The sequence below is a fragment of the Streptomyces sp. NPDC046862 genome, from assembly GCF_040704615.1.
Lineage (GTDB): Bacteria > Actinomycetota > Actinomycetes > Streptomycetales > Streptomycetaceae > Streptomyces.
On the sequence record NZ_JBEYXP010000037.1, the window covers coordinates 1 to 24,736 of the forward strand.

The window sequence follows — 24,736 nt, forward strand, 5'->3', positions numbered from 1 at the left end:
TTTTTCTCTTCGCGGGGCGCGGGGGGGGGGTTGTTTGGTGTTTTGTTGTTTTTTTTTGTTCCCTTCAACCCACCCCATTTGGGGGGGTGGGTGGGGGGGTTGGGTTGGGGGGGGGGGGGGGGGGGGGGGGGGGGGGGGGGGGGGGGGGGGTGTTTTCTCGCCCCCGCCGCCCCTACCCGTCCCATCCCTGGGGCTGCGCCCTCATGCCCCGCAGGGTGGGGGTGTCTGGGGTGGGTGGGTTTGGTGCGGGTGGGTGGGGGCTGGTCGCGCAGTTCCCCGCGCCCCTGAAAACCGGGCGGTTCCCCGCGGCCCTGAAGACCGCGCCATTCCCCGGGGAACGCTCACGGGTAGAGGCGGCGAGGAGGGCGATCTCACTCCTTCGCCGTGGGCACCTCTTCCGCTCCCCCCTCCAGCGGCGGAGCCGTCACGCAGCAGTGGGTGCGGCACTCGGGGTGGCGGCAGTCCGGGGCCGGTCGGCGCACCGTGGCGTACGCGAGGACCGCCCCCGCCACCAGCACGCCCGCGCACAGCGGCATCGCCCGGTCGAAGGCGGAGTCGAAGGCGTCGGCCGAGCGGTAGGCCTCCGCGCCCATCCCGGTCAGCACCGGCAGCCCGGCCACGGCGATGAGACCGGCCGCACGGGCCGCCGCGTTGTTGACGCCGCTCGCGAGCCCCGCGTGCTCGGTGTCGACGGAGGCCAGCACGGTGGCGGTGAGGGGCGCGACCAGGGTGACCATGCCGAGGCCCAGCACCAGAAGCGCGGGCAGGACGTCGGTGACGTACGAGGCGTCCTTCCCCACCCGCAGCATCAGCAGCATGCCCGCCGCGCACACCAGCGGCCCGACCGTGAGCGGGATGCGCGGCCCGATCCGTTCGCCCAGCTCACCCGAGCGCGCCGACAGCAGGAGCATGATCGCGGTGATGGGCAGCAGGGCCGTACCGGCGCCGAGGGCCGAGTAGCCCGACACCACCTGGAGCTGGAGCGCCGCCAGGAAGAAGAAGCCGCCGAAGGCCGCGTACACGCACAGGGTGACGATGTTGACCGCGCTGAACTGGCGGGAGGAGAAGATCCCGAGCGGCATCATCGGGTCCTTGCGCCGGTGCTCGACGTACACGAACGCCACCCCGGCCGCCACCCCCGCCACGGCCATCACCGTCACCAGCACCGCGCTCCGCTGCCCGGCCTCGATCAGCGCGTACGTCACCAGGGCCAGGGACAGGGCTCCGAGGCCCGCGCCGAGGACGTCGAAGCGGCCGTGGGCCCGCGGGTCGGCGGATTCCGGTACGTGACGGAGGGCGACCGGCACGCACAGGGCCGCGAGCGGGATGTTCAGCAGGAACACCCAGCGCCAGCCCGGCCCGTCCACCAGCCAGCCGCCCAGGAACGGGCCCACCGCCGCGCCCATCCCGCCGAAACCGGACCACAGGCCCACGGCCCGCCCCCGGTCGTCCGGGTGGAAGGAGGCCTGGATGAGGGCGAGCGAACCGGGCGTGAGGAGAGCTCCACCGATGCCCTGGAGGGCGCGGGCGACGATGAGCACACCCGCGTTCGGGGCGATCCCGCAGAGCAGCGACGCGACGGCGAACCACACCACGCCCAGCACGAAGATCCGCCGCCGCCCGAACCGGTCGCCCAGGGCACCGCCGAGGAGGATGAGCCCGGCCAGCGTCAGCATGTACGCGTTGACCGTCCACTGCAGAACGGCCAGGTCGGCGTCCAGATCGCGCCCGATCCACGGCAGCGCGACATTGACCACGGTCGAGTCCAGCAACGCCATGCTGGAGCCCAGCACCGTGGTGAACAGGATCCACTTCCCCTGCGGGGAGGAGATCCTGATGGCCAGGTTCTCGCGGTTGTCGCTGTTCTCGCTGTTGTCGCTGTTGTCGCTGTTCTCGCTCGGCGGCGCAGCCATGCTTCGGAGCATACGGAAGGGCCCGGCACCACATCAGGTGCCGGGCCCAACCGGAGCAAACAGGATGCCCTCGGTCGCGTGATCCGCTTACTTGATCTTCGTGCCCGTCGAGCGCAGGTTCTGGCAGGCTTCCAGGACGCGCTGGGCCATCGACGCCTCGGCGAGCTTGCCCCAGGTGCGCGGGTCGTAGGTCTTCTTCGACCCGACCTCGCCGTCGACCTTGAGCACACCGTCGTAGTTCTTGAGCATGTGGTCGGCGACCGGACGGGTGAAGGCGTACTGGGTGTCCGTGTCGATGTTCATCTTGACGACACCGTTCTCCAGCGCGGTCAGGATCTCCTGCTCGCTGGAGCCGGAACCACCGTGGAAGACGAAGTCGAACGGCGACTCCTTGCCGAACCGGGCGGCGACGCCCTCGTTCAGCTCCTTCAGCAGCTCGGGCTTCAGGACGACGTTGCCCGGCTTGTAGACGCCGTGGACGTTGCCGAAGGAGGCGGCCAGCAGGTAGCGCCCCTTCTCACCGAGACCGAGGGCCTCGGCCGTGCGGATGGCGTCGTCGACGGTCGTGTACAGGGAGTCGTTGATCTCGTGCGAGACGCCGTCCTCCTCGCCGCCCGTGGGGGTGATCTCGACCTCGAGGATGATCTTCGCGGCGGCGGCGCGGGCGAGGAGCTCCGCGCCGATCTCCAGGTTGTCGGCCAGGGTCTCGGCCGAGCCGTCCCACATGTGCGACTGGAAGAGCGGGTTCTCGCCGCGGGCGACGCGCTCCTCCGACACCGCGATCAGCGGACGTACGTACCCGTCGAGCTTGTCCTTCGGGCAGTGGTCCGTGTGCAGGGCGACGGTGATGTCGTACTTCTTGGCGACGATGTGCGCGAACTCGGCCAGGGCGACGGCGCCGGTGACCATGTCCTTGTTGTGCTGGCCGCCGAGGAACTCCGCACCACCCGTGGAGATCTGGATGATGCCGTCGCTCTCCGCCTCGGCGAAGCCGCGCAGCGCCGCGTGCAGGGTCTGGGACGAGGTCACGTTGATGGCCGGGTAGGCGAACCTGCCTGCCTTCGCCCGGTCGAGCATCTCGTTGTAGACCTCGGGGGTTGCGATGGGCATCTGTCCGCTCCTCTATGTGCGGGTCGCGTACTGCTTGTACTGCTTGTACAGCCGTACGGCTCTTCTGCTGCTTACGGCCCTGACCTAGACCTTGGGATGCGACGTCATCGTCGGTCCCATCTTTCCAGACTTGGCCGGATGCTCCGGCCAGGGTGTCCGGATGTCTTCGGCCCCTGGCCTCCCCGTTTCCCTGTGTGCCGGTCTGTCGCTTCCTGTCGCTTTCCCGGTCCGGACCGCGTTCTCGGTCCGGACCGCGTTCTCAGTCCGGAACGACTGCTCAGTCCAGGCCGAGCTCGTCCTTGGAGTAGGCGAAGAGGTACGGGACCCCGGCGCCCTCCTGGATCTTCTCGGCGGCTCCGGTGGCCCGGTCGACGATGGTCGCGACGGCCACGACCTCGGCGCCCGCCTCACGCACGGCCTCGACGGCGGCGAGCGGGGAGCCCCCGGTGGTGGAGGTGTCCTCGACGACGAGCACGCGCCGCCCCGCGATCTCGGGCCCCTCGACGCGCCTCTGCAACCCGTGCGCCTTGGCCGCCTTGCGCACGACGAACGCGTCGAGCCGCCGCCCGCGCGCCGCGGCGGCGTGCAGCATGGCCCCGGCCACGGGGTCGGCACCCATGGTGAGCCCGCCGACGGCGTCGAACTCCAGATCGGCGGTCAGGTCGAGCAGCACCTCCCCCACGAGCGGCGCGGCCTCGCCGTCGAGGGTGACGCGGCGCAGGTCGACGTAGTAGTCGGCCTCGAGCCCCGATGACAGGGTCACCTTGCCGTGCACGACGGCCTTGTCCTTGATCTGCTGCAGCAGCGTGCCGCGTACGTCAGTCATGGCAGCCAGCTTAGACAGCGGAAGCGTGGCTGCTCAGTCGGCCTTCGGTCGGCCTTCAATCGGCCTGCGGACGCCGCCAGGTCCAGGTGGTCGAGGCCTCCAGCGGCTCGATCGGAGTGACCAGCCGCGGCAGGGTGTTGAGCCCGTTGGGCGGTCCCGTCTGCGGCTCCACGCACACGGCCGCCTCCTGCTCGTCGTAGACGACGACCCACTCCTCGCGCGAGGCGACGGTGAGCTCCAGCTGCCCGGGCCAGGTCAGGGTGACGTCGACGCCGTCGGGCATCCCGAAGCAGTCGTCCCAGGGGCCGGGCTTGGGGTCGATGCGGTTGCCGGTGGGGAGGTGGTCGTCGCCGCGCTCCTCCTGCCAGGCGGCCTCGAAGGCGAGGCGGACGTCCTGTCCTCCGGGGCCGAGGTTCCGGTTGAACCAGGGGTGCCAGCCGATCTGCGCCGGGAAGGACGAGTCGTACGTCTCCACGGACATGGTGAGCGTGAGGGAGTCCTCGGTGAGGGCGACGACCTGGGTGACCCGTCCGGAGTAGGGCCAGGGCTCCACCAGGTCGTACGTGATGACGGCCTCGTCGTCGGTCACGCGGGCGGTGCGCCAGGCGCCGTCGCGGGCGGTGCCGTGGATGGCGTGCGGGGCGGCGTTGAGCGGCATCTGCTGGACGGCGCCGCCGCTGAGGAAGCGCCCGTCCCTTGTCCGGCCGCACCACGGGACCATCGGGAAGCAGCCGAACCGTTCGCCCTGCCGCAGCAGTTCGGTTCCACCGACCCGCAGTCCGCTCACCCGTCCGCCGTTCGCCGGCGCCACGACAGCTTCCGCGTCACCCGCGGTCAACGTGATGTCTTCGTTACTCACGGCACGACCCTACGGGGTGCCTCCGGCGGTTGGGCGGAGTGGGTGCGTGGTGGGTTTGGGTGCGTTGCGTTGCTGCGGGTCGTGGGGGCTGGTCGCGCAGTTCCCCGCGCCCCTTTTCGGCCTTGCGGCCGTGTCCTCAAACGCCGGACAGGCTGAAAATCCAGGCCCCGGCCGGAAAACGCGGCACCGCCCGCACCATCCAGCCCCGACTGCGAGCTATCCAGCACCGCCCGCACCGTCCAGCGCCGCCCCGCACCCTTCAGCCCCTCCGGCGTTTGAGGAGCGGGGGTCCGGGGGCTGGCCCCCGAAACGGGGTCCGGGGCGGAGCCCCGAAAAAGGGTGGGGGTCCAGGGGGCGCAGCCCCCGTGGCCGGTGGCCGGGGTCGAAGGGGCAGCGCCCCTGGGGATGGGACGGGTAGGGGCGGCGGGGGCGAGAAACCCGGAGACGGTCAGCGGAGGCGGTCAGCGGCGGCGACGCAGCGCCCGGGCCACCACGACGGCCGACGCGAGAGCGAGCGCCGCGGCCGGGGCGGCCCAGCGGAGCGTGGGGCCGGACACCACGGACTCGGGCGCCGGCACGGGAGCGTACCGACCGCGCGGCGGCGCGTGGTCCACCTCCTCCGCACTGCGACCGATCATCGTGCGCCGCGCGTGCGCCGCCTCGGCCGGAGGCGCCCCCTCGTCGACGAACCCCTCGGCCGCCACGTCCTCCATCTCGGGCTCCGGAGCCGGCGGTGGCACCTCCGCGTCGGCGGAGGCCGGGGAGGACCCGGACTCCTCCCCACCGCTCTCCGGCGCGCTCTCCGGCGCGCTCTCCTCCGTGGTCTCCTCCGCGGCCGCCTCCGTGGCCGCCTCCGTGGCCTTGTCCGTGACCTCCTCCGCGGGTCCCCGCTCGCCCTCGGCCCCGGCGAACTCCCCCACACCCTCCTCCACGCTCTCGCCCACGTTCGCCCCCACGCTCTCCGCGAAGCGCGTCAGCAGGCGCGTCACCGCCGCGGACACCGCGTTCTCGTCCAGCTCCGCGATCCGCCCGTCGGCCGTGGCCGTGCCGCCGAAGGTGACCGTCGTGCCACCCTCCGCCGGAGCGAGCCGCACCGAGAGGGCCAGCTTCACCGAGCCGCTGCCACGGGCCTCCGTGGCGTCGCCCTCGACCGTGAAGGAGCCGTCGTCCTGCCCGGAGACCCGGAGGGTGCCGCGGTAGGTGATGGTGTGGCCGGCGACGCGCACCTTCAGGCGCCCGGCGACCGGTGCCGTACCCGCGTCCTGTTGGAGACCGGGCACCGCCCGGGCCACCCGTTCCGGATCGGACAGGGCCGCCCCGAGTCGCTCGACGGGAACCGGAACGAACACCTCATGCTCCATGTCAGCCGAGCCTACCCACGCGCCGCCCGATCGCACCCGTACATCCGCGTTTTCCGGCGGGCGTGGGCCTCAGTCGCCGTACCGCGGGTGCATGAGCGTCGACGGCGGCAGACCCGCGGCAGGACGCGTGAGGGGACGGGGAGGGGCCACCGAGTCGCCCACGGAAGGCGGGGGCGCGGTCGGCTCCGAGGCCAGGACGAAGCCCCAGTCGCGCGGGCCCCGCGAGGCGCCCGTCGTACGGTCCGGGCCTGCCACGAGGGAGGGGACGCCGCCACCCACGCTGTACGGCGTCGTGCGCAGCCCGGCTGCCCGTACCGTCGCGTCGACCGTCCAGAAGACGCGCGGCCGGGACGCCACCGACCCCGCGTGGACCACCAGACGGCCGCCGTCCGCGAGGACTTGGCGGGCCAGGCCGTAGAACTCCTGCGAGTACAGCCTCGTGCTCGCCGTGATACCCGGGTCGGGCAGGTCCGCGATCACCACGTCATACGCCGTCACCGGACGCGCCGGACCCGCCGGACCCGCCTGACTCACCGGACCCACCGGACTCGCCGGACCCACCGGACTCGCCTGGCGCACCGGACTCGCCTGGCGCACCGGACTCGCCTGGTGCAGCCAGGCAAAGGCGTCGGCCGTGAAGACGCGCACGCGTGGGTCGTCGTACGCGTGGCCGTTGAGGGAGGACAGGGCGGGGTCGGTGCGCGCCAGGCGGATCACGCCCGCGTCGGGCCCGACGACGTCCAGCCGCCGCACGCCCGGGTGGCGCAGCACCTCGCGCGCCGCGAGACCCTCGCCTCCGCCGAGGACGAGGACGCGCGCGTGGGGACCCCGCATCGCGGGGTGGACGAGGGCCTCGTAGTAGCGGCGCTCGTCGCGGCCGCTGAACCGCAGGCGGCCGTCGAGGAAGAGGGCGAGCGGGCGGCCCCGGGCACCGCCGGTGAGGACCACCTCGTGGACGCCGGTGTGGAGCGCGACCCGTACGTCGTGGCCGTACACCGCCTGCCGCGCGGCCCGTTCGAAGTCGTCGACCAGCACGGCGGCGGTCGCGAGGAGGCCGAGGACGACGATGTTCACGAGGAGCATGAGCCGGCGGCCGCGACGGCTCAGGTCGCCCCGGAACAGGCCGAGTACGAGGGCGCCGCCGGCCACGGCGTTCACCGCGCCGGTGAGCATCGCACTTGTCAACTGGCCCAGCCAGGGCAGGAGGAGGAAGGGGAAGGCGAGGCCGCCCACCAGTGCGCCCACGTAGTCGGCGGCGAAGAGGTCCGCCACCGCACCGCCCGCGTCCTGGCGGCGGATGCGCTGGATCAGCTCCATGAGCAGGGGGACTTCGGCGCCGATGAGCAGGCCGATGGCGAGGGAGAAGGCGACGAGGAGGTGGCGCGGGGCGTCCGTCCACAGGCCGCCCCAGCCGCCGGTCCAGGCGAACACCGCGTACACGGCCATCGCGCTGCAGCCGCCGAGCAGGGCGAGGGCCGCCTCGATGGCGCCGAAGCCGGCCGCCGCGAGACCGCGGAGCCGTTTCGCGGCGAGGGAGCCGATGCCCATCGCGAAGACCATCACGGAGACGACGACGGAGGCCTGGGTGACCGAGTCGCCGATCAAGTACGAGGCGAGGGCGACGAGTTCGAGTTCGTACACGAGTCCGCAGGCCGCGCAGACGAACACGCACACCAGGACCAGGAACCTTCCCGTACCCGGGCGGACGGGCAGCCGCGCGCGGCCGGGCTGCCCGCCGGTGCCGCGCCAGGGCGGTGGGGCGCCGGGGGGTGCGGGGGCGTGCGGTTCGATCACGCTAGGGAACGCTACGTCACGCCTGCGGCACGCTATGTCACCCACACGAGTGGAAGTTGGGCCTTGTGAGGTGTCCGGAGTTTGGGCGAACGTCCCTGAGGGCTGCGAAGTCGCCCTACAAAGCCCCCGACGCGCCCCACGGCCCCGACGCGCCCGACGCCCCCGACGCCCCCGACGCCGCCGGCACCCGCACCCCCACCCTCGTCCTCGTCGCCACCAACTGCCCGTCCTGCGGGTACGCGTGCCACGTACGCCAGTGGACCTGGCCCTCGTGTCGCTGGGCGAGCAGCGCGGTGAAGGCGTACGGGCTGCCGGGGAAGACGCCGGCCAGACCGTGGGGATGGTCGGAGACGAGGGCCAGCAACTCCTGGGCGCGGCCGGCGAAGGAGCCGGGCGAGAGGACCTCCACCCGGGCCGTGAACTCGTACTCCCAGTCGTCGACCCGCTTGGCCACGCCGAGGGGGAGCGGTGTGCTGGAACCCGCGATGCACGCGACCGTCTCCGAACAGCCGCCCCGCTCCTCCTCCAGGAGTACCTGATGGGACGCGCCGAGCAGTCTCAACTGGAGCTTGGCCCCGGCGAGTTCCACGTCGAGGGTGGCGAGCGCGGGCAGCGGCTCGCGCCCCAGCGCCCAGGCGAGGTCGGCCGCGCGCGTGTCGGTGTAGGAGGTGTTCAGGGTCGTGAGCATGGGTCGGCTCCGCAAGCACGCAAAGAGAGGAGTGGGGACGGAGTGGGGGGTGTCCGTCGCGCCCCGGCCGGCACCGGGAGACGGGCCAGGTCAGCCGGATCGGATCAGTCAGATGAGGTGAGGACGCCCAAGTCGTCTTTCCGATTCGGTCCGATCAGCCCGGTCAGCTCTGTCGGGTGAGGAGGCCCGGGGGCTGCGTTGGTGATTTATAGGGAATCATGAACTGTGGCGCCGCCACAGCGTTTTTACCCAACTTCGTGGGGTTTCCATCCCCCCGAGGGCTGCACAGCTCAACTGTTCAACCAGGCGTGTGCCCACCGCGCCGCGATGCCGCTCACGCGCCCTGTTACCTGTGGCGAGCGCGTGGGCGCAGGGACGAGAGTGGGGCTGCGCGTGCGCCCCCGCACGGGCGGTGTGCGCCATCGGACGACGCCCTGTCCGCACGACGGCCTGTTCGCACGACGGCCTGCTCGCATGACTGCATAGCCTGCTCGTACGACCGCATGGCATGTCCGCACGACGGCGTGGCATGTCCGCACGACCGCATGGCATGTCCGCACGACGGCACGACAGTGAGCGCCCGCCGGGAGATGTCGCCTCCCCGGCGGGCGCTCGTTCAACGGTCCGGACGCGGTCCGTGCCTTTCGATGGTTCGCCTCCGGGGCACGCCCCTTCGGCCCGCGTTGTGACCGCGCGGAGCTCGGCTGCCCCGTGTCAGCTGCCTCCGCCGCCGCATCCCCCGCCGCCCCCGCACGAAGACCCGCCGCCGCAGGAGGACCCGCCTCCGCAGGACGAGCTGCCCCCGCACGACGACCCGGATCCTCCGTAGCCACCGGTGCCCGCCCACCAGCTGTGGGACGAGCCCGACCGCCGGGCGCGGCCCCCCGACCGCACCGTCCTCACTGTCGTCCTGCTGCCGCGCCGGCCGGCGGCCTTGGCCACCGCGACCACTACGACGACGACGCCGATCGCCAGGATGATGCCGATAGCAACTGCCATGACGTCACCCTCCTTTCGTTCCCCCGAAACGGTCCCCGGTCGCCCCCCGTGGGCCCTGACCGGTGTCTCCGCTTCTCGCGTGAACGTCCGATGCCCGGGCACCCCACGCGTCAAAGCAGAGTTGAGGAACTCCAGAGCTTCGGCGCAGGATGGCGCCCATGACCTCCAGCTCCCGCAGCGCCCGCCCCCCGCTCAACCGCCGGCTCGCCGAGTTCGGGACGACGATCTTCGCCGAGATGTCGGCGCTGGCCGTGCGCACCGGGTCCATCAACCTGGGCCAGGGCTTCCCCGACACCGACGGGCCCGAGGAGATCCGGGAGGCGGCCGTGCGGGCGCTGCGGGACGGACGCGGCAACCAGTATCCGCCGGGCCCGGGGGTCCCCGAGCTGCGCACCGCCGTGGCCGCGCACCAGCAGCGGCGGTACGGACTCACGTACGACCCCGACACCGAGGTGCTCGTCACGGCGGGCGCGACCGAGGCCATCGCCGCGGCCATGCTGGGCCTGCTGGAGCCCGGGGACGAGGTCGTCGCCCTGGAGCCGTACTACGACTCGTACGCTGCCTGCATCGCGATGGCGGGCGGCACGCGGGTGCCGGTCACCCTGCGGCCGCACGACGGCTCCTTCCGGCTGGACCTCGACGAGCTGCGGGACGCCGTCACCGACCGCACGCGGCTGCTGCTGATCAACACCCCGCACAATCCCACCGGCACCGTCCTCACCCGCGAGGAGCTGACGGCGATCGCCGAGCTGGCCGTCGAGCGCGATCTGCTGGTCGTGACGGACGAGGTGTACGAGCACCTGGTGTTCGACGACGCCGAGCACCTGCCGCTGGCGACGTTCCCGGGGATGCGGGAACGGACGGTCACCATCGGCAGCGCGGGGAAGTCGTTCTCGTTCACCGGCTGGAAGGTGGGCTGGGTGACGTCCGTGCCCGAGCTGGTGTCCGCGGTCCGCTCGGCCAAGCAGTACCTCACGTACGTCTCGTCCGGGCCGTTCCAGTACGCCGTCGCCGAGGCGCTCGCGCTGCCGGACACGTACTTCGCGTCGTTCCGCGCCGACATGCTGGCCAAGCGGGACGTGCTGGCGGCCGGGCTCGCGGAGGCGGGGTTCGAGGTGTTCCGGACGGCGGGCACGTACTTCATCACCACCGACATCCGGCCCCTCGGCCAGTCCGACGGCTTCGCCTTCTGCCGGGCGCTGCCAGAGCGCGCGGGTGTCGTCGCGATCCCGAACGCCGTCTTCTACGACCACCGCGAGGCGGGCGCGCCCTTCGTGCGGTTCGCCTTCTGCAAGCAGACCGAGGTGCTCCAGGAGGCGGCGAAGCGGCTCAGGGCGGCGTTCTAGGCGCGCTGGGCCGGGGGCCCCGTACCTACGACCGGACGAGACCGAAGCTGCCTGAGTTGGACAAACGGCGACCCGGGACCCGTCAGTCACCTCCACGCAGTCGCGAGCCGGCCGGCGCGACGGCTCGCTTCGTCACCACCGCCATGTCCTGGCCTGGCCGGGAACCATGGTCAGGACAGTCGGCACGCCCGTGCCCGCGAGGAGCTGAACGGACACGGGCTCACTCTCGCATCCGGAATCGCCTCGCCGTTCAGCAGCGAAGCCGTTCAGGGGCGAAGCCATTCAGGAGCGAAGCCATTCAGCGGCGGGATACGGCTCGCTGCAGCAGTTCCTGAAGCTCGCCTTGTTCCTGCTGGGTCAAGCCCACCGGGAGCGGTTTCTCGCGCAGGAGTGCCAGCAGCCTTTCCCTGCGTTCGGCGCCCTCGGGAGTGAGGGTCAGCTGCTTGGCCCGGCGATCGGAGGGGTGGGGACGCCGTTCGATCAGCTGCCGGCTCTCGAGCTTGTCGATCACGACCGTGGCGTTCGACGATTCGCAGCTCATCCGCCCGGCCAGCTCACTCAAGGTCATCGGACCCGTCAGCTCGCGCAGCGCCGAGGCCTGTCCCGTGGTGAGACCGAGCCGGGCCACACGCTCGCGGAGGGTTCCCCGGGCCTGGTCCGCACCTCCGTCTACCAGGACCCGGGCGGCCAGGTCGCCCAGTGGGCCGCCGCGTCCGGCATGAGTCTCGACGAGTTCACCCAGCAGATGGTGAAGGCCCAGAACGTCTCGACCGGCCGCATGACCGAGCCCGAGGAAGTGGCGGCCCTGATCGCCTTCCTCCTGTCCGACGCGGCCGGGAACATCACCGGCGTCAACTACGTCATCGACGGAGGCACGATCAAGACGGTCTGAGCCGGAAGCACGTCGGCACAGGGATCCCAAGCCGCTCAAGGCCGCCTTCCGAGTGAACCTTCCGGTGGCGCAATCCGGTGATAGTGGCGTGTAAAGCTGCAAATCACATTTACGGGACGCATGGTTCCGGTGTGACCCACGCCAGCACCCTGCCGGCCCCCGCGCCCCGCGAGGACGCGCGGCGCCCTCAGGATCACATCCGCCCTCACGTCCGCTCCGTGGCGCGCCCGCGCCCCCCGACCCTCGCGCTGGCCCTCGCGCTCTTCCTCGCCGCCCGGCTCGCCGGGGTCGCCGTCCTCGCTGTGATCGCCTGGGCCCACGGCAAGGACCCGCTGCGGCTGCTCGGACGGTCCTGGGACTCGAACTGGTACCTGGGGATCGCCGCACACGGCTACGGGCGGATCGAGTACTACCCGCCCAAGATCGCCAGCGACTACGCGTTCTTCCCCCTCTACCCGGGACTCTTGCGGGCGGTCACCGAGGTCACCCCGCTGGGCGGCGGCGCGGCCGGGCTGGTCGTGGCCTGGGGCGCCGCCGGGGCCGCGGCCTGCGGGCTGTACGCCGTCGGGCAGCGGTTGTACGGCCGTGGGGTGGCCACCGCGCTGGTGCTGCTGTGGGGGGTGCTGCCCCACTCCGTCCTGCTGTCCCTGGCGTACACGGAGCCCGTTCTCACCGCCCTCGCGGCCTGGTCGCTGTACGCGGTGCTCACCGGGCGCTGGGTGTGGGCGGGCGTGCTGGCCTCGCTCGCGGGGCTGGCCCGGCCGAACGGGCTCGCCGTCGCGGCGGCGGTGCTCGTGGCGGCGGCGCACGAGGTGCTGCGGCGGCGCGGAAGAAACGTTTCCCACAGGCTGTGGACGGGCGCCGCGCTCGCACCGCTCGGATGGTGCGGGTACGTGCTGTGGGTCGGGGCGCGCACGGGTGATCCGCTCGGCGGGTACTTCGCGGTGCAGCGGCGGTGGGGCTCGCGCTTCGACTTCGGGGTGGGCGCCTGGCACCAGGCCGAGCATCTGGTGCTGAACGGCGGACGCTTCGTGTTCCCGATGGCGATGGTGGTCGTGGCGGTGGCGATCGTGCTCTTCGCGCTGCTCGTGGTGGACCGGCCGCCCCTGGTGCTGGTGGTGTACTCCGGCGTCCTGCTGGTGATCGCGCTCGGCGGCGCGGGGTACTTCGAGTGCAAGCCGCGCTTCCTGCTGCCGGCGTTCCCGCTGCTGCTGCCGCCGGCCCGGGCGCTGGTGCGGACGGCGAGAGCCCGGCCCTGGCACGCGACCGTGGTGGTCGGCGCCCTGGCCGGGCTCTCCTGCGCCTACGGGGCGTTCCTGGTCGTGATCAACCACACGCCCCTGTGACGGTCACTCCTCGTCGTCGGGCTTCTCCGCCTCGTCGACGTCCTCCGCGAGGCCGAGCTGCTCCACGAGCCACTTGTCGAACTCGATGGCCGCCCGCACCCAGCTCACGGTCGACGAAACGAAGTGCTCCAGGCTGACGCCGGTGCCGATCAGCAGCTGCGCCTCACCGATGAGGCGGACGGTGCCGTCGTCGTGCGTGTGGCTGTACACCTTGGGCCACAGCGTGCGACGGTTCCAGTCGTCGATCGTCTCCAGCAGCGTCGGCTTCGCGTCGATCTGGTGCGGCCGGTCGTAGAACGTCCGTACCGAGAAGACCTGCTGGTCGCCCTCGCCGCGGAACATGAAGTACGTACGGAACTGCTCCCACGGCGCCGCGAGGTCACCCTCGTCGTCGACGACGTACTTAAGCTCCATCTGGTCGAGGAGCTGCTTCACGAGGTCCTGATCCGGGACGACGGGGCCCGCCGGTCCTTGGGGCTGCGGCTCGGGCTGGCCCCCGAAGTTCGGAATCGAGGACGGGTCGATGGACATACTGGGTACTCCCGAAGTCGTCTGGCTCGTCCGGCCATCACTGAGACCAGACGTACACCTCCACCCTCTCTCTCTTGCCCCGTGCCCGGCAACCTGCATGGCCTACGGGGGCCACCGCGTGGCGCATTAGCGCTGTGCAACCAGATGTGCGCACCAGGGGCACGTCCTGGAACGGCTGCCCCAGGACGTGCCCCGGCATCACTCAGGGTTACAGCGTCTTGCCCGTCGCCGGGCCCACGATCAGTCCGTCGCCGAAGGCGTCCACCCGGACCGTGTCGCCGTCCTTGACCTCGCCCGCGAGGATCTCCTTGGCGAGGCGGTCGCCGATGGCGGTCTGGACGAGACGGCGCAGCGGGCGGGCGCCGTACGCCGGGTCGTTGCCCTCGTCCGCCAGCCAGGCCAGGGCCGCGGGCGTGATCTCCAGGGCGAGCCGGCGCTCGGCGAGGCGCTTGGCGAGGCGGTCGATCTGGAGGGCGGCGATGCGCTCCAGCTCCGCCTTGTTCAGCGCGGAGAAGACCACGAGGTCGTCCAGGCGGTTGAGGAACTCCGGCTTGAAGGAGGACCTCACCACCTCCAGCACCTGCTCCTTCTTCTCCTCCTCGGACGTGAGCGGCTCCACGAGGAACTGGCTGCCGAGGTTCGAGGTGAGGATCAGGATGGTGTTGCGGAAGTCGACCGTACGGCCCTGGCCGTCCGTCAGCCGCCCGTCGTCCAGCACCTGCAGGAGGATGTCGAAGACCTCCGGGTGAGCCTTCTCGACCTCGTCGAGCAGGACGACGGAGTACGGCCGCCGGCGCACGGCCTCGGTCAGCTGGCCGCCCTCCTCGTAGCCGACGTACCCGGGGGGCGCGCCGACGAGCCGGGCGACGCTGTGCTTCTCGCTGTACTCGCTCATGTCGATGCGGACCATGGCCCGCTCGTCGTCGAAGAGGAAGTCCGCGAGGGCCTTGGCGAGCTCGGTCTTGCCGACACCGGTCGGGCCGAGGAAGAGGAAGGAGCCGGTCGGACGGTCCGGGTCGGCGATACCGGCGCGGCTGCGCCGTACGGCGTCCGACACCGCCCGCACGGCCTCGGACTGCCCGATGAGCCGCCTGCCGATCTCGTCCTCCATCCGCAGCAGCTTCTGGGTCTCGCCCTCCAGCAGGCGGCCGGCGGGGATACCGGTCCAGGAGGCGACGACGTCCGCGATGTCGTCGGAGCCGACCTCCTCCTTCACCATGGTGTCCTTGGCGCCCCCGCCGGAGGCGGAAGATGTCAACGCCTCCTCGGCCTCGGAGGCGGCCTCCAGGTCCCGCTCCAGGGTCGGGATCTCGCCGTACAGCAGCTTGGAGGCGGTGTCGAAGTCGCCGTCGCGCTGGGCGCGTTCGGCCTGGCCGCGCAGTTCGTCGAGCTTCTCCTTCAGCTCACCGACGCGGTTGAGGGACTGCTTCTCCTTCTCCCAGCGGGCGGTGAGGCCCCGCAACTCCTCCTCCTTGTCGGCGAGGTCGCGGCGCAGCCTCTCCAGCCGCTCGCGCGAGGCCGCGTCGGTCTCCTTCTCCAGCGCGAGCTCCTCCATCTTCAACCGGTCGACGGCGCGCTGGAGTTCGTCGATCTCGACGGGTGAGGAGTCGATCTCCATACGGAGCCGGGAGGCGGACTCGTCGACGAGGTCGATGGCCTTGTCGGGCAGGAACCGGGAGGTGATGTACCGGTCGGACAGGGTGGCCGCGGCGACCAGCGCGCTGTCCGCGATCTGCACCTTGTGGTGGGCCTCGTACCGTCCCTTGAGCCCGCGCAGGATGGCGATGGTGTCCTCGACGGTGGGCTCGGTGACCAGCACCTGCTGGAACCGCCGCTCCAGCGCCGGGTCCTTCTCGATCCGCTCGCGGTACTCGTCGAGGGTCGTGGCACCGACCATGCGCAGCTCACCGCGGGCGAGCATGGGCTTGAGCATGTTGCCGGCGTCCATGGCGGAGTCACCGCCGGCACCGGCCCCCACGACGGTGTGCAGCTCGTCGATGAAGGTGATGATCTGCCCGTCGGAGTCCTTGATCTCGGCGAGGACGGTCTTCAGCCGCTCCTCGAACTCACCCCGGTACTTGGCACCGGCGACCATCGCGCCCAGGTCGAGCGCGACGAGCCGCTTGTTCCGGAGGGACTCGGGCACGTCGCCCTTCACGATCCGCTGGGCGAGCCCTTCGACGACGGCGGTCTTGCCTACGCCGGGCTCGCCGATGAGCACGGGGTTGTTCTTGGTACGGCGGCTCAGAACCTGGACAACCCGCCGAATCTCCTGATCCCGCCCGATGACGGGATCGAGCTTGCCCTCCCGCGCGGCGGCGGTGAAGTCGGTCCCGAACTTCTCCAGGGCCTTGTACTGCCCCTCGGGGTCCGCGGTGGTCACCCTGCGCCCTCCCCTGGCCTTCTGGAACGCCTCCTGGAGCTTCCCGGCGTCGGCGCCCTGCTGGGCGAGCACCTCCCCGGCCTGGCCGCCCTTGGCCGCGATGCCGAGGAGCAGGTGCTCGGTCGACACGTAGTCGTCACCGAGCTCCTTGGCGCGCGCCTGGGCGTCGGCGACCACGGCGAGGAGGTCGCGGTTGGGCTGGGGCGGCGCGACCGTGGTACCCGTCACGCTCGGCAGGCCGGCGAGGACCTTCTCCGCGCCGGCCCGCACGGAGGCCTGGTCGGCTTCGACGGCGGCCAGCAGGTCGATGATGTTCTCGTTGTCCTGGCCCTGGAGCAGAGCGAGGAGCAGGTGGGCGGGGGTGAAGTCCGGGTGGCCCTCGGACACGGCCCGGTTACTGGCCGCGTTGATCGCGTCCCGGCTCCTGTTGGTCAGCTCGGCGTCCACGTTCGCGTTCTCCTCCATGCGTCCTTGCGTCAGCCGTCATCCACACTGACTTGAGCAACGTACACAAAGTTGAGTCTATTCCACTCAAGGCGGTGGGCGGGAGGCTTCGAGCCGCTAGGTTCCGACTCATGACCACCCCTCACACGAATCCCACCCCTCCGGCCGAACCGACGGATCCCCCGTCCCCGACCGAGCCGGACACCTCGCACCTCGCCTACCTCGCCTTCTGGCAGGAGCGCCACCTGTGCACCCTGACGACACTCCGCCCGGACGGCAGCCCGCACGTGGTTCCCGTCGGCGTCACATACGAGCCCGAGGCGCGACTGGCTCGGGTGATCACCCGTGCGGGGAGCGCGAAGGTACGGCACATCAGGGAGGCGGGCCCGGAAGGCGCCCGGGTCGCGGTGTGCCAGGTGAACGGGGGCCGCTGGGCGACGCTGGAGGGGCGGGCCTTCGTCCGCACGGACCCGGACCGGGTCGCGGAGGCGGAGCGGCGGTACGCGGAGCGGTACCAGAGAGTGCCGTCGCCGAACCCGGCCCGCGTGGTGATCGAGATCGAGGTGACCCGGACGCTGGGAAGGGCCTGAGGGTTCCCTGACCGAGGCCGGAGATCGTGCGGACCGCACGGTTCCGGCCACCGTCGGACCTCGTCGAGCCTCCGTCGGGCCACCGTCGACATCGGCAGCCACCCGGAGATATCGCCGTAAACCTGCAGCGGCGTCACCGTGTTCAGGTCACGGTGACGCCGCTGCTGGGGGGAAGCGCCTGCGCGATCTACAACGACGGGGGTATCGCGTCAGGCACTGCGGGGGGTGGCTGTAATGGTCGTGGGGGCTGCGGGGGGAGCCTCCTGCTCGGCGAGCTCGTGATCACGCTTGTCGAGGTTCACGAAGATCATTCCGTACCGGATGGCACACCGCACTGGCTGCGGCGCGCCGCGCGGGCGCCGCAGACACCGGTACGCCCGTACGTCGTCGTCCTCGTCGCGAGTGACCACGACCGGCTCACCGAACACGGTCACCATCAACGAGTCACCGCTGTGGGGGATGGCGGTGGCCAGGTCGATGAAGTGCCAGCCGGAGCGGTAGGCGGTGGCCATTTCTCGGCGGAAGGAGCGGTCGTCGGGGGGAGTGGTCATCGTCAGTCCCAGGAACTGTCGTCTTGGCCGTTCGCGCCGGCATTTGGGCCGTCCGCAACGACCACGCGGGGCGCCGTGTTCCAACTGCTGTCCTCAGCGCGAACGCCGCCAGCCCCACCCGCCAGACCACTCAGGGCCCCGAAGGCCACCATCGCGGAAAGAGCAGCGGCAAGCATCGAGCGAAGCAATCTCTTTCGCATAGTCGGCTTCGTCCTCACTTGAAGGTCTCCTCTTCCCCCGTCGGATACGACGATGGCTCATTCAGGCACGTCATGGCCACATAATCGGTGCATCATGTTCCTGCATGTTCAGGACCCTGGGGGGTGGAGATTTGGGTACAAGCGGGACACAGCCGACACATCCCCACGCCGTGACGGAACTGTGCGAGGAAGGCGTCCACCTTTACACGAATGCCCTACGAACCGGACGCATAGCCCGAGCTGACGCAGAGACCGCACCGTGCCTGATGGAGTTCGCCCTCCTCCATCCTGACCCGGACGACCCCAACTGGCTACTGCCCGTCCTTCCGTCGGTCGCCCTGACCCAGCGGCTGCACCCCATAGAACGCGAGATCAGCGAACGCCGACGACTGTCGGTCGCGCTGACCGAGGCCTTCGAGCCGTTCATGGCGGTCAGCGCCCAGGCCACGGTGAGCACCCACGCCATCAAGGTGCTGGAGGGCTCGGAACGCATCAACGCCGCACTCAACCTGGCCACGGCGGAGTGCCGCTCCGAAATGCTCACCGTGCAGCCGGGCGGCCGCCGCATGGAGAGCAATCTCGTCAAGGGGCTGGAGCGTGACAGGCCGTTGATCGAACGCGGCGTCAGCATGCGCACGCTGTACCAGCACACGGCCAGGTACAGCCCCGAGACACTCGCCTACGTGGATCAGATACCCAACGGCAAAGTCGAGATCCGCACCATCGACGAACTGGTCGAGCGGCTCATCATCTGCGACGAGTCCGCCGCCTTCATCCCCATACGCGAGGACCGGCGTGTCGCTCTGGAGATTCGTCATCCAGGCCTCATCCGCTACCTGATCAAGGTCTTCGAGTTCATGTGGGCCCGAGCGGTCCCCCTGCACGCGGGCGCCCCGTACGAGACCGCCCCCGACGGCATCACGGACATCCAGCACTCCATCGCCAAACTCCTCGTCGAGGGCCACGTCGACGAAGCCATAGCTCGCCGCCTCGGCATGAACGTCCGCACCTGCCGGGCCCACATAGCCAAGCTGGCCACGGCCCTGGGCAGCGGCAGCCGGGCCCAGCTCGGGTACCTCATAGCGCAATCGGGGATCCTGGAGCAGGGTCACTGATCGTCGAGGGAAGAGAGCCGCATGTGATCGCGGAGGCGCACGGGCATGGAGCGGACGAGCTGTGCGAGGACGGTCTGAAGCTGTACGAGCGGGCGCTGCGTGAGGGCGGTGTCCCCCAGCAGGAGGCGGCCACGACCCCTTGCCTGAGACGCCTCGGGCTACTGCAGCCGGACGCCTCGGACACCCGGTGGTTGCGCCCCCTCCCGCCCGCCGTCGGCCTCTCCCGCATCCTCGGAAGCCTCGCGGAGGACATCGCACGGAAGCGGCGCCGCGAGACGAGACTGGCCGGCATGCTCGAGCCGCTCATCGAACTCGACGCCCAGCGCGCGATCTCGACGGGCGCCCTGACGTTCACCGTCCTGAGCGGGCTCGAGAACATCAACGCCCGGATCGCCGAGTTGACGGCCAAGTCCGGCGAGGAGCTGCTCACCGTGCAGCCGGGCGGCAGGCGCCCTCCGAAGATCCTCAACGCCGTACACGCCCAGGAGCAGGACCTCCTCTCCCGCGGCGGCCGCATGCGCACGCTCTATCAGCACACCTCGCGGCACGACCTCGGAGTCCTGGCGCATTACGAGCAGTTGGACGGCGACGTCGAGGTGCGCACGCTCGACGAAGTTCCTCACCGAATGGTCATCCTTGACAGGTCCATGGCTTTCATCCCGGCCGGTGAGGACCGCAGCACCGCCCTGGAGGTCCACCACCCGGCCGTGATCTCCTACCTCGCCGGGACCTTCGACATCCTCTGGCGGATGGCGACCCCCATGTATCCCGAGACCGTCCAGCCCCCCACGATCAACGGCATCACCTCCCGCCAACGCGCCATAGCCACCCTCCTCATCGAGGGCCACACCGACACCGCCATAGCCGACCGCCTCGGCATGAACGTCCGCACCGCCCGCGTCCACATCGCCAAACTCGCCTCCACCCTCGGCAGCGAGAGCCGCGCCCAGCTCGGCTACCTCATCGGCCGGTCGGGGATTCTGGAAGAGGAGCGGGAGGCGGAGGAGTGACAGGGACGGGCCTCTCTTCGGTACCGGCGCGCGGTGGTCCGTCCAGGCCCGCCTGGGCAATCCGCACCCCCAACTGCGTACGACTCACCGCCCCCAACGTCTCCGACAGCCGCGCGATATGGGCCCGGCACGTACGGACGCTGATCCCCAGCCGCTCCGCGATCACCGCGTCCTGGTGGCCCTCCGCGAGCAGGGCGGCGATGGAGCGCTCGCGGTGGGTGATGCCCTCGATGCCGGTCGAGGGGAGCGGGGACGTCAGGGGGATCGCGAGGCGCCAGAACCGCTCGAACACCGTGACCAGGTATTCCACCAGCGCGGGGTGGCGGATCTCCAGGGCCATCGTGCGGTCCGCGTTCGCGGGGATGAAGGCGACCGCGCGGTCGAAGACGATGAGGCGTTCCACGACCTCGTCCAGGGTGCGGGCCTCCGCCGCGTCGCCCATCAGCTCCATGTAGCTGTGCAGGCCCTGGCCGTGGCGGGCGACATGCGTGTAGAGGTCGCGCATACGGACGCCGCGTCGGCTCAGTTCCAGAGCGCGGTGCAGCCCCTCGCGGAGTTCGTCCTCGCGGCGGATGCCGCCCGGCTGGACCGCCAGCACCTCCGTGACGCACGCCTCGGTCGCCTCGTCCATCGCGGCGTGGATGCGCTGGAGTCCGTCCAGGACGCGGATCGCCGTGCTCTCGGCGGGCGGCTGTACCGGGCCGCCGCCGAGGCCCGCGTACCGCTCGACGGCCGCGACCGCCAGGCCCACCCGCGCCCGGCTCGCGTCGACCTCCTCGTCCACGGAGCGCAGGAGCCGGGTCATGACCTCCAGCGGGGGCGTGGGCACCAGCCGGCCCATGTCGTCGGGGTCGGGGTGCAGCAGGGCGAGCTCGACCAGGCACGGCACGGCCTCGGCGTCCGCGCGCGGCACGTGCCCCCGGCGTACGGCCCGGGAGTACACACGCTCCCCGGCCTCGCACAGCCGGTCGGCACCGTGGGGATGCCTGTCCGTCCCGTGCCCGGCCATGGCTCCATCACCCCCGGTCTCACGTCGTCCGCAGCGCAACTATGCGCGGAGGCCTCCGGCTCCGCAACGGCTGCGCTCCGCTGGTGGCCGGGTGCGTCTCGTCCGCCGGGTCCTGTGTGGGTGCTGCGGCTGCGGGTTCGGTGTGGCTGGTCGCTCCCCCCGGTCTCGGTTTCGCACGAGCGAGGGGACCCCATCGCGGCGGAGCCGCATGTCGGCACAGCCTCGCGCCGCTTACGAGGCGCCACCCCGCGATCGCTCCCGTCAACTGGCCGAAATCATTCGGAGATCCCCCTGTTACGCACCCCACCTACCGTCAGGCCATGGCGGACATTTTTGACGCGTACGCGTTGGCCGACGCGTGGGACGAGATGTTTGAGCGGCCGGGTGAGGTCAGGACCGCCTATGAGCCGGTACTGGCTGCGCTCCAGCCCATCGAACCGGGTGAACTGAGGTTCAAGGCCGACCAGATGGCCCGGGCCTTCACGGACCGGGGCGTGACGTACGCCTTCGCGGGCGAGGAACGGCCCTGGCCGCTGGACCTGGTGCCGCGCATCCTGGGCGCGCTGGAGTGGGATCTCATCCGGCGCGGGGTGGCGCAGCGGGTCAGGGCGCTGGAGGCGTATCTCAGCGACGCGTACGGGCCCTGCCGTGCGTTCGAGGACGGGGTCGTGCCGTGGCGGCTGCTCCTCAACTCCCCCCATTTCCACAGACCCGCGCACGGGGTCGAGCCACCGGGCGGTGTCCGGATCCACGTCGCCGGCATCGATCTGGTGCGGGACGAGGCCGGGGACTTCAGGGTGCTGGAGGACAACGTCCGGGTACCGTCCGGCGTGTCGTACGTCATCGAGAACCGGCGCGCGATGACCCGTATCTTCCCCTCGCTCTTCGCCGAGCAGCACGTCCTGCCGGTGGACGGGTACGCGCAGAAACTGCTGGCCGCGCTGCGGGCGGCCGCGCCGGACGGCATCGGGGACCCCCGGGTCGTGGTCCTCACCCCCGGCCCCAGCAACGCCGCCTACTTCGAACACGCCCTGCTGGCACGGCTGATGGGCGTGCAGCTGGTCGAGGGGCACGACCTCGTGTGCCGCGGGAACCGGGTGTGGATGCGCACGACGCGCGGTGAGATGCCCGTCCATGTCGTATACCGACGGCTCGACGACGACTTCCTCGATCCGCTCCACTTCCGGGGCGATTCGGTGATCGGCTGTCCCGGGATCATGAGTGCGGCCATGGCCGGGAACGTCACCCTCGCCAACGCCGTGGGCAACGGCATCGCGGACGACAAGCTGCTCTACACGTACGTACCCGATCTGATCCGCTACTACCTCGGTGAGGAACCGATTCTCCCGAATGTGGAGTCGTACCGGCCCGAGGAACCGGGGCAGTTGGAGGCCGTGCTCGACCAGATCGACCAGCTCGTCATCAAGCCCGTCGACGGGGCCGGGGGCCAGGGCATCGTCATCGGGCCGAAGGCCGACGCCGAGACCCTGGAGCGCACGCGTGCCGCCGTCGCCGCCGACCCCCGTGGCTGGATCGCCCAGCGGCCGGTGGCCCTCTCCACCTCCCCCACCCTCGCCGGCGAGCGCATGGCGCCGCGCCACATCGACCTGCGCCCGTTCGCCGTCAACGACGGCAGCGAGGTGTGGGTGCTGCCCGGCGGACTGACCCGAGTCGCCCTCCAGGAGGGCAACCTCATCGTCAACTCCAGTCAGGGCGGCGGGTCGAAGGACACCTGGGTGCTGGCCGAGGGACCCGCCGAGCAGTCGGACCCGGCCGTGGGCGGTCCGCGGCCGGAGAAGGCCCCGCGCCAGCTCGGCCCCGACGGCACCCGTTCCGTCGTACAGGAAGGGGCACAACAGCAGTGAACGACGTGATCCTCTCCCGGATAGCCGAGGCACTGACGTGGACCGGGCGGTACGTCGAACGCGCCGACGCCACCGGGCGCATCCTCGACGCCTACCTGCACCGGCTCCTCGAAGACCCCTGGCGCGACGAGGACGCGGCCTGCCGGTCCCTGTACGCGATCCTCGGCGTCGACGCGGGCGACCAGCCGGTCGACATGCAGCAGGTGCTGGACCAGCTGGCCTTCGACGCCCGTTCGACCGGCTCGATCGAGGGGGCGCTGGGCGCGGCCCGGCTCAATGCCCGCAGCGCCCGCGAGGCGGTCTCGTCCGAGATGTGGGAGTGCCTCAACTCCACCTGGCACGCCCTCGCCGGCCAGCGCAGAGCCTCGCTCCGCACGGGCCCGTACGCCTACCTGGAGCTGGTGCGCCGACGCGCGGCCCTGTTCTTCGGCCTGGCCGACTCCACGATGAGCCGCGACGACAGCTGGCGCTTCGTCGTGCTGGGCCGGAGCCTGGAGCGGGTCGACATGACCGTACGGCTGCTGTCGGTGCGCGTGCTGGACGCGGCGCACGCGCCCGACTGGCCGACGCTGCTGAGCGCGAGCGGGGCGGACGAGGCGTACGCGCGTGTGTACGGCGGCTTCGGCGACAGCCCGAAAGTGGCCGAGTTCCTGCTCCTGGACCGGGACTTCCCGCGCTCGGCGCTGCACGCGCTGACCACGGCCGAGGAGTGCCTGGCGGCCCTGGGGCGCCCCCGCCAGGACCCGGCACGGCGCCCGATCGGGGCCCTGCGCACCCACCTGGAGTACCTCGACTCACGGTCCCTGGAGGGTGGGCTGCCCGTCCTGCTGCGGGACCTGCAGGGGGCCTGCATGGCGTCCGCCGAAGCGGTGGCGGAGAAGTTCTTCCCGTACCAGGGACCCGTCGAGTGGGCCCAGGAAGGAGCGCGACGATGACCCCCGCGAGCACGAGCGAGGTGCCACGGGCCACCCGCCGCCTGCGCATCCGCCACGTCACCCGCGTCGCCTACGCCCAGCCCGCGGCCTCCTCCCACAACGAGGTCCGCATGACCCCGCTGACCCTGCCCGGCCAGACGACCCTGGACGCCCGGGTCCTGGTGAACCCTTCGACGCCCACCTGGTCGTACTGGGACTACTGGGGCACCCAGGTCACCGGCTTCGACCTGCTGGATCCCCACGCCGACCTGACGATCACGGCGTCGAGCCTGGTGGAGACGTCCCCGCCGGAGCCGCTGCCGCAGCCTCCCGGCTGGGCGGAGGTGGCAGAGGCGACGGAAGGCACCCGTCTCCTGGAGTACGCCACCGCGACCTCCCGTACGACGATCCCGGACGCCCTGGTGGAGCGGGCGCGTGAGGCGGCGGCGGGCCTGGACCCCCACGAGACGGCGGTGGCGGTCTCGTCCCTGGTCGCCGACCGCGTCTCCTACGTCCCCGGCTCCACCGGCGTCACGACGAGCGCGGCCGAGGCGTGGGAGCAGGGCGCGGGCGTCTGCCAGGACATCGCCCACCTCACCCTGGGCCTGCTGCGGGGCCTCGGCCTGCCCGCCCGCTACGTCTCCGGCTACCTCCACCCCGAGCGGGAGGCGGAGCTCCACCGTCCCGTCGCCGGGCAGAGCCACGCCTGGGTCGAGTACTGGGCGGGCGACTGGACGGGCTACGACCCCACCAACCGCACCCGCGCCGACGAGTCCCACGTCGTGGTGGGCCGGGGCCGCGACTACGACGACGTGACCCCGCACAAGGGCATCTACCGGGGCGTACCCGGCGGCCTGCCGGAGGTGACGGTGGAGTTCACGCGGGTGGCTTGAGCGGGGGGCGGGGGCGGTCACCGATTGGCTCGCGAGTCCCGGCGACACGCCGTGAATGTGGCGTGTCGCCGGGACTGAGGAGCCAATTGGTCGCGTC

At 71.3% G+C, this 24,736-nt stretch carries 21 protein-coding genes; 9 read left to right on the forward strand and 12 right to left on the reverse strand.

The annotated features are described in order from the left end of the window. Window positions 1-371 precede the first annotated feature (371 nt). The 7 genes from AB0959_RS33570 to AB0959_RS33600 all read right to left on the reverse strand — a co-directional run bounded on the left by AB0959_RS33570 (window position 372) and on the right by AB0959_RS33600 (window position 8,551). Window positions 372-1,913, reverse strand: coding sequence for an MFS transporter (locus AB0959_RS33570; protein ID WP_366830477.1), 1,542 nt, complete (start codon window positions 1,911-1,913; stop codon window positions 372-374). A gap of 87 nt (window positions 1,914-2,000) precedes the next feature. Beyond that, a complete protein-coding gene (fbaA, locus tag AB0959_RS33575; protein ID WP_366830478.1) occupies window positions 2,001-3,023 on the reverse strand; it encodes a class II fructose-bisphosphate aldolase in 1,023 nt (340 codons plus the stop codon). A gap of 277 nt (window positions 3,024-3,300) precedes the next feature. After that, window positions 3,301-3,849, reverse strand: a complete 549-nt coding sequence (gene pyrE, locus AB0959_RS33580) for an orotate phosphoribosyltransferase (RefSeq protein ID WP_366830479.1) — start codon at window positions 3,847-3,849, stop codon at window positions 3,301-3,303. 55 nt (window positions 3,850-3,904) lie between these two features. After that, on the reverse strand, window positions 3,905-4,708 hold the full coding sequence (locus AB0959_RS33585) for an aldose 1-epimerase (protein WP_366830480.1): 804 nt from the start codon (window positions 4,706-4,708) through the stop codon (window positions 3,905-3,907). Between the two features lie 461 nt (window positions 4,709-5,169). After that, window positions 5,170-6,069: an SRPBCC family protein gene (locus AB0959_RS33590; RefSeq protein WP_366830481.1), complete on the reverse strand. Its 900-nt coding sequence runs from the start codon at window positions 6,067-6,069 to the stop codon at window positions 5,170-5,172. Window positions 6,070-6,138: 69 nt separating this feature from the next. After that, window positions 6,139-7,863 (reverse strand): polyamine aminopropyltransferase, encoded by a 1,725-nt coding sequence (locus AB0959_RS33595; RefSeq protein WP_366830482.1) that lies wholly within the window; start codon window positions 7,861-7,863, stop codon window positions 6,139-6,141. A gap of 115 nt (window positions 7,864-7,978) precedes the next feature. After that, complete coding sequence (locus AB0959_RS33600; RefSeq protein ID WP_366830483.1) at window positions 7,979-8,551, reverse strand: DUF2617 family protein; 573 nt, start codon at window positions 8,549-8,551, stop codon at window positions 7,979-7,981. A 1,157-nt stretch (window positions 8,552-9,708) separates the two neighbouring features. On the opposite strand from AB0959_RS33600, the gene AB0959_RS33605 reads away from it, so the two are divergent. Then, the gene (locus AB0959_RS33605; protein ID WP_366830484.1) at window positions 9,709-10,896 is read left to right on the forward strand and encodes a pyridoxal phosphate-dependent aminotransferase; all 1,188 of its coding nucleotides are present in this window, start codon (window positions 9,709-9,711) and stop codon (window positions 10,894-10,896) included. Between the two features lie 298 nt (window positions 10,897-11,194). Here AB0959_RS33605 and AB0959_RS33610 read toward each other — a convergent pair whose 3' ends face one another. Continuing rightward, entirely contained in the window at window positions 11,195-11,524 is a 330-nt protein-coding gene (locus tag AB0959_RS33610) for a MarR family transcriptional regulator (protein WP_366830485.1), read from the reverse strand. Window positions 11,525-11,614: 90 nt separating this feature from the next. On the opposite strand from AB0959_RS33610, the gene AB0959_RS33615 reads away from it, so the two are divergent. Both AB0959_RS33615 and AB0959_RS33620 read left to right on the forward strand, forming a co-directional pair. Further along, complete coding sequence (locus AB0959_RS33615; protein WP_366830486.1) at window positions 11,615-11,788, forward strand: SDR family oxidoreductase; 174 nt, start codon at window positions 11,615-11,617, stop codon at window positions 11,786-11,788. A gap of 131 nt (window positions 11,789-11,919) precedes the next feature. Continuing rightward, window positions 11,920-13,134: a hypothetical protein gene (locus tag AB0959_RS33620; protein ID WP_366830487.1), complete on the forward strand. Its 1,215-nt coding sequence runs from the start codon at window positions 11,920-11,922 to the stop codon at window positions 13,132-13,134. A gap of 3 nt (window positions 13,135-13,137) precedes the next feature. Here the strand turns inward: AB0959_RS33620 and AB0959_RS33625 are convergent, their stop codons facing one another. Together AB0959_RS33625 and clpB are read right to left on the reverse strand one after the other, a co-directional pair. Continuing rightward, on the reverse strand, window positions 13,138-13,665 hold the full coding sequence (locus AB0959_RS33625; protein ID WP_366830488.1) for a YbjN domain-containing protein: 528 nt from the start codon (window positions 13,663-13,665) through the stop codon (window positions 13,138-13,140). A gap of 208 nt (window positions 13,666-13,873) precedes the next feature. Continuing rightward, a complete protein-coding gene (clpB, locus tag AB0959_RS33630) occupies window positions 13,874-16,495 on the reverse strand; it encodes an ATP-dependent chaperone ClpB (RefSeq protein WP_366830582.1) in 2,622 nt (873 codons plus the stop codon). 128 nt (window positions 16,496-16,623) lie between these two features. Between clpB and AB0959_RS33635 the strand changes: the two genes are divergently transcribed. After that, the gene (locus tag AB0959_RS33635) at window positions 16,624-17,082 is read left to right on the forward strand and encodes a TIGR03618 family F420-dependent PPOX class oxidoreductase (RefSeq protein ID WP_366830489.1); all 459 of its coding nucleotides are present in this window, start codon (window positions 16,624-16,626) and stop codon (window positions 17,080-17,082) included. 209 nt (window positions 17,083-17,291) lie between these two features. Here AB0959_RS33635 and AB0959_RS33640 read toward each other — a convergent pair whose 3' ends face one another. Continuing rightward, entirely contained in the window at window positions 17,292-17,633 is a 342-nt protein-coding gene (locus AB0959_RS33640) for a hypothetical protein (RefSeq protein WP_366830490.1), read from the reverse strand. 304 nt (window positions 17,634-17,937) lie between these two features. On the opposite strand from AB0959_RS33640, the gene AB0959_RS33645 reads away from it, so the two are divergent. After that, a complete protein-coding gene (locus tag AB0959_RS33645) occupies window positions 17,938-18,948 on the forward strand; it encodes a helix-turn-helix transcriptional regulator (RefSeq protein WP_366830491.1) in 1,011 nt (336 codons plus the stop codon). Window positions 18,949-18,971: 23 nt separating this feature from the next. Next, a complete protein-coding gene (locus AB0959_RS33650) occupies window positions 18,972-19,958 on the forward strand; it encodes a LuxR C-terminal-related transcriptional regulator (RefSeq protein ID WP_366830492.1) in 987 nt (328 codons plus the stop codon). On the opposite strand, the gene AB0959_RS33655 is transcribed toward AB0959_RS33650, so the two are convergent. Further along, on the reverse strand, window positions 19,909-20,967 hold the full coding sequence (locus AB0959_RS33655) for a helix-turn-helix transcriptional regulator (RefSeq protein ID WP_366830493.1): 1,059 nt from the start codon (window positions 20,965-20,967) through the stop codon (window positions 19,909-19,911). The two genes, AB0959_RS33650 and AB0959_RS33655, sit on opposite strands and share 50 nt — an antisense overlap. 320 nt (window positions 20,968-21,287) lie before the next feature. On the opposite strand from AB0959_RS33655, the gene AB0959_RS33660 reads away from it, so the two are divergent. From AB0959_RS33660 to AB0959_RS33670, 3 genes are read left to right on the forward strand one after another with little or no spacing between them, the layout of a single operon-like run. Continuing rightward, window positions 21,288-22,832 (forward strand): circularly permuted type 2 ATP-grasp protein, encoded by a 1,545-nt coding sequence (locus AB0959_RS33660; RefSeq protein ID WP_366830494.1) that lies wholly within the window; start codon window positions 21,288-21,290, stop codon window positions 22,830-22,832. Then, a complete protein-coding gene (locus tag AB0959_RS33665; protein ID WP_366830496.1) occupies window positions 22,829-23,767 on the forward strand; it encodes an alpha-E domain-containing protein in 939 nt (312 codons plus the stop codon). The genes AB0959_RS33660 and AB0959_RS33665 overlap by 4 nt, the downstream gene beginning before the upstream one ends. After that, window positions 23,764-24,639: a transglutaminase family protein gene (locus AB0959_RS33670; protein WP_366830497.1), complete on the forward strand. Its 876-nt coding sequence runs from the start codon at window positions 23,764-23,766 to the stop codon at window positions 24,637-24,639. The genes AB0959_RS33665 and AB0959_RS33670 overlap by 4 nt, the downstream gene beginning before the upstream one ends. The last annotated feature ends 97 nt before the right edge of the window (window positions 24,640-24,736 follow it).

What these genes read in the sequence shown, in the direction of transcription:
- AB0959_RS33660 (WP_366830494.1), top strand. Translation starts at nt 21,288, where the DNA reads ATGGCGGACATTTTTGACGCGTACGCGTTGGCCGACGCGTGGGACGAG.
- AB0959_RS33605 (WP_366830484.1), top strand. Translation starts at nt 9,709, where the DNA reads ATGACCTCCAGCTCCCGCAGCGCCCGCCCCCCGCTCAACCGCCGGCTC.
- AB0959_RS33570 (WP_366830477.1), bottom strand. Translation starts at nt 1,913, where the DNA reads ATGGCTGCGCCGCCGAGCGAGAACAGCGACAACAGCGACAACAGCGAG.
- AB0959_RS33670 (WP_366830497.1), top strand. Translation starts at nt 23,764, where the DNA reads ATGACCCCCGCGAGCACGAGCGAGGTGCCACGGGCCACCCGCCGCCTG.
- AB0959_RS33635 (WP_366830489.1), top strand. Translation starts at nt 16,624, where the DNA reads ATGACCACCCCTCACACGAATCCCACCCCTCCGGCCGAACCGACGGAT.
- AB0959_RS33600 (WP_366830483.1), bottom strand. Translation starts at nt 8,551, where the DNA reads ATGCTCACGACCCTGAACACCTCCTACACCGACACGCGCGCGGCCGAC.
- AB0959_RS33645 (WP_366830491.1), top strand. Translation starts at nt 17,938, where the DNA reads ATGTTCAGGACCCTGGGGGGTGGAGATTTGGGTACAAGCGGGACACAG.
- AB0959_RS33640 (WP_366830490.1), bottom strand. Translation starts at nt 17,633, where the DNA reads ATGACCACTCCCCCCGACGACCGCTCCTTCCGCCGAGAAATGGCCACC.
- AB0959_RS33615 (WP_366830486.1), top strand. Translation starts at nt 11,615, where the DNA reads ATGAGTCTCGACGAGTTCACCCAGCAGATGGTGAAGGCCCAGAACGTC.
- fbaA (WP_366830478.1), bottom strand. Translation starts at nt 3,023, where the DNA reads ATGCCCATCGCAACCCCCGAGGTCTACAACGAGATGCTCGACCGGGCG.
- AB0959_RS33590 (WP_366830481.1), bottom strand. Translation starts at nt 6,069, where the DNA reads ATGGAGCATGAGGTGTTCGTTCCGGTTCCCGTCGAGCGACTCGGGGCG.
- pyrE (WP_366830479.1), bottom strand. Translation starts at nt 3,849, where the DNA reads ATGACTGACGTACGCGGCACGCTGCTGCAGCAGATCAAGGACAAGGCC.
- AB0959_RS33625 (WP_366830488.1), bottom strand. Translation starts at nt 13,665, where the DNA reads ATGTCCATCGACCCGTCCTCGATTCCGAACTTCGGGGGCCAGCCCGAG.
- AB0959_RS33655 (WP_366830493.1), bottom strand. Translation starts at nt 20,967, where the DNA reads ATGGCCGGGCACGGGACGGACAGGCATCCCCACGGTGCCGACCGGCTG.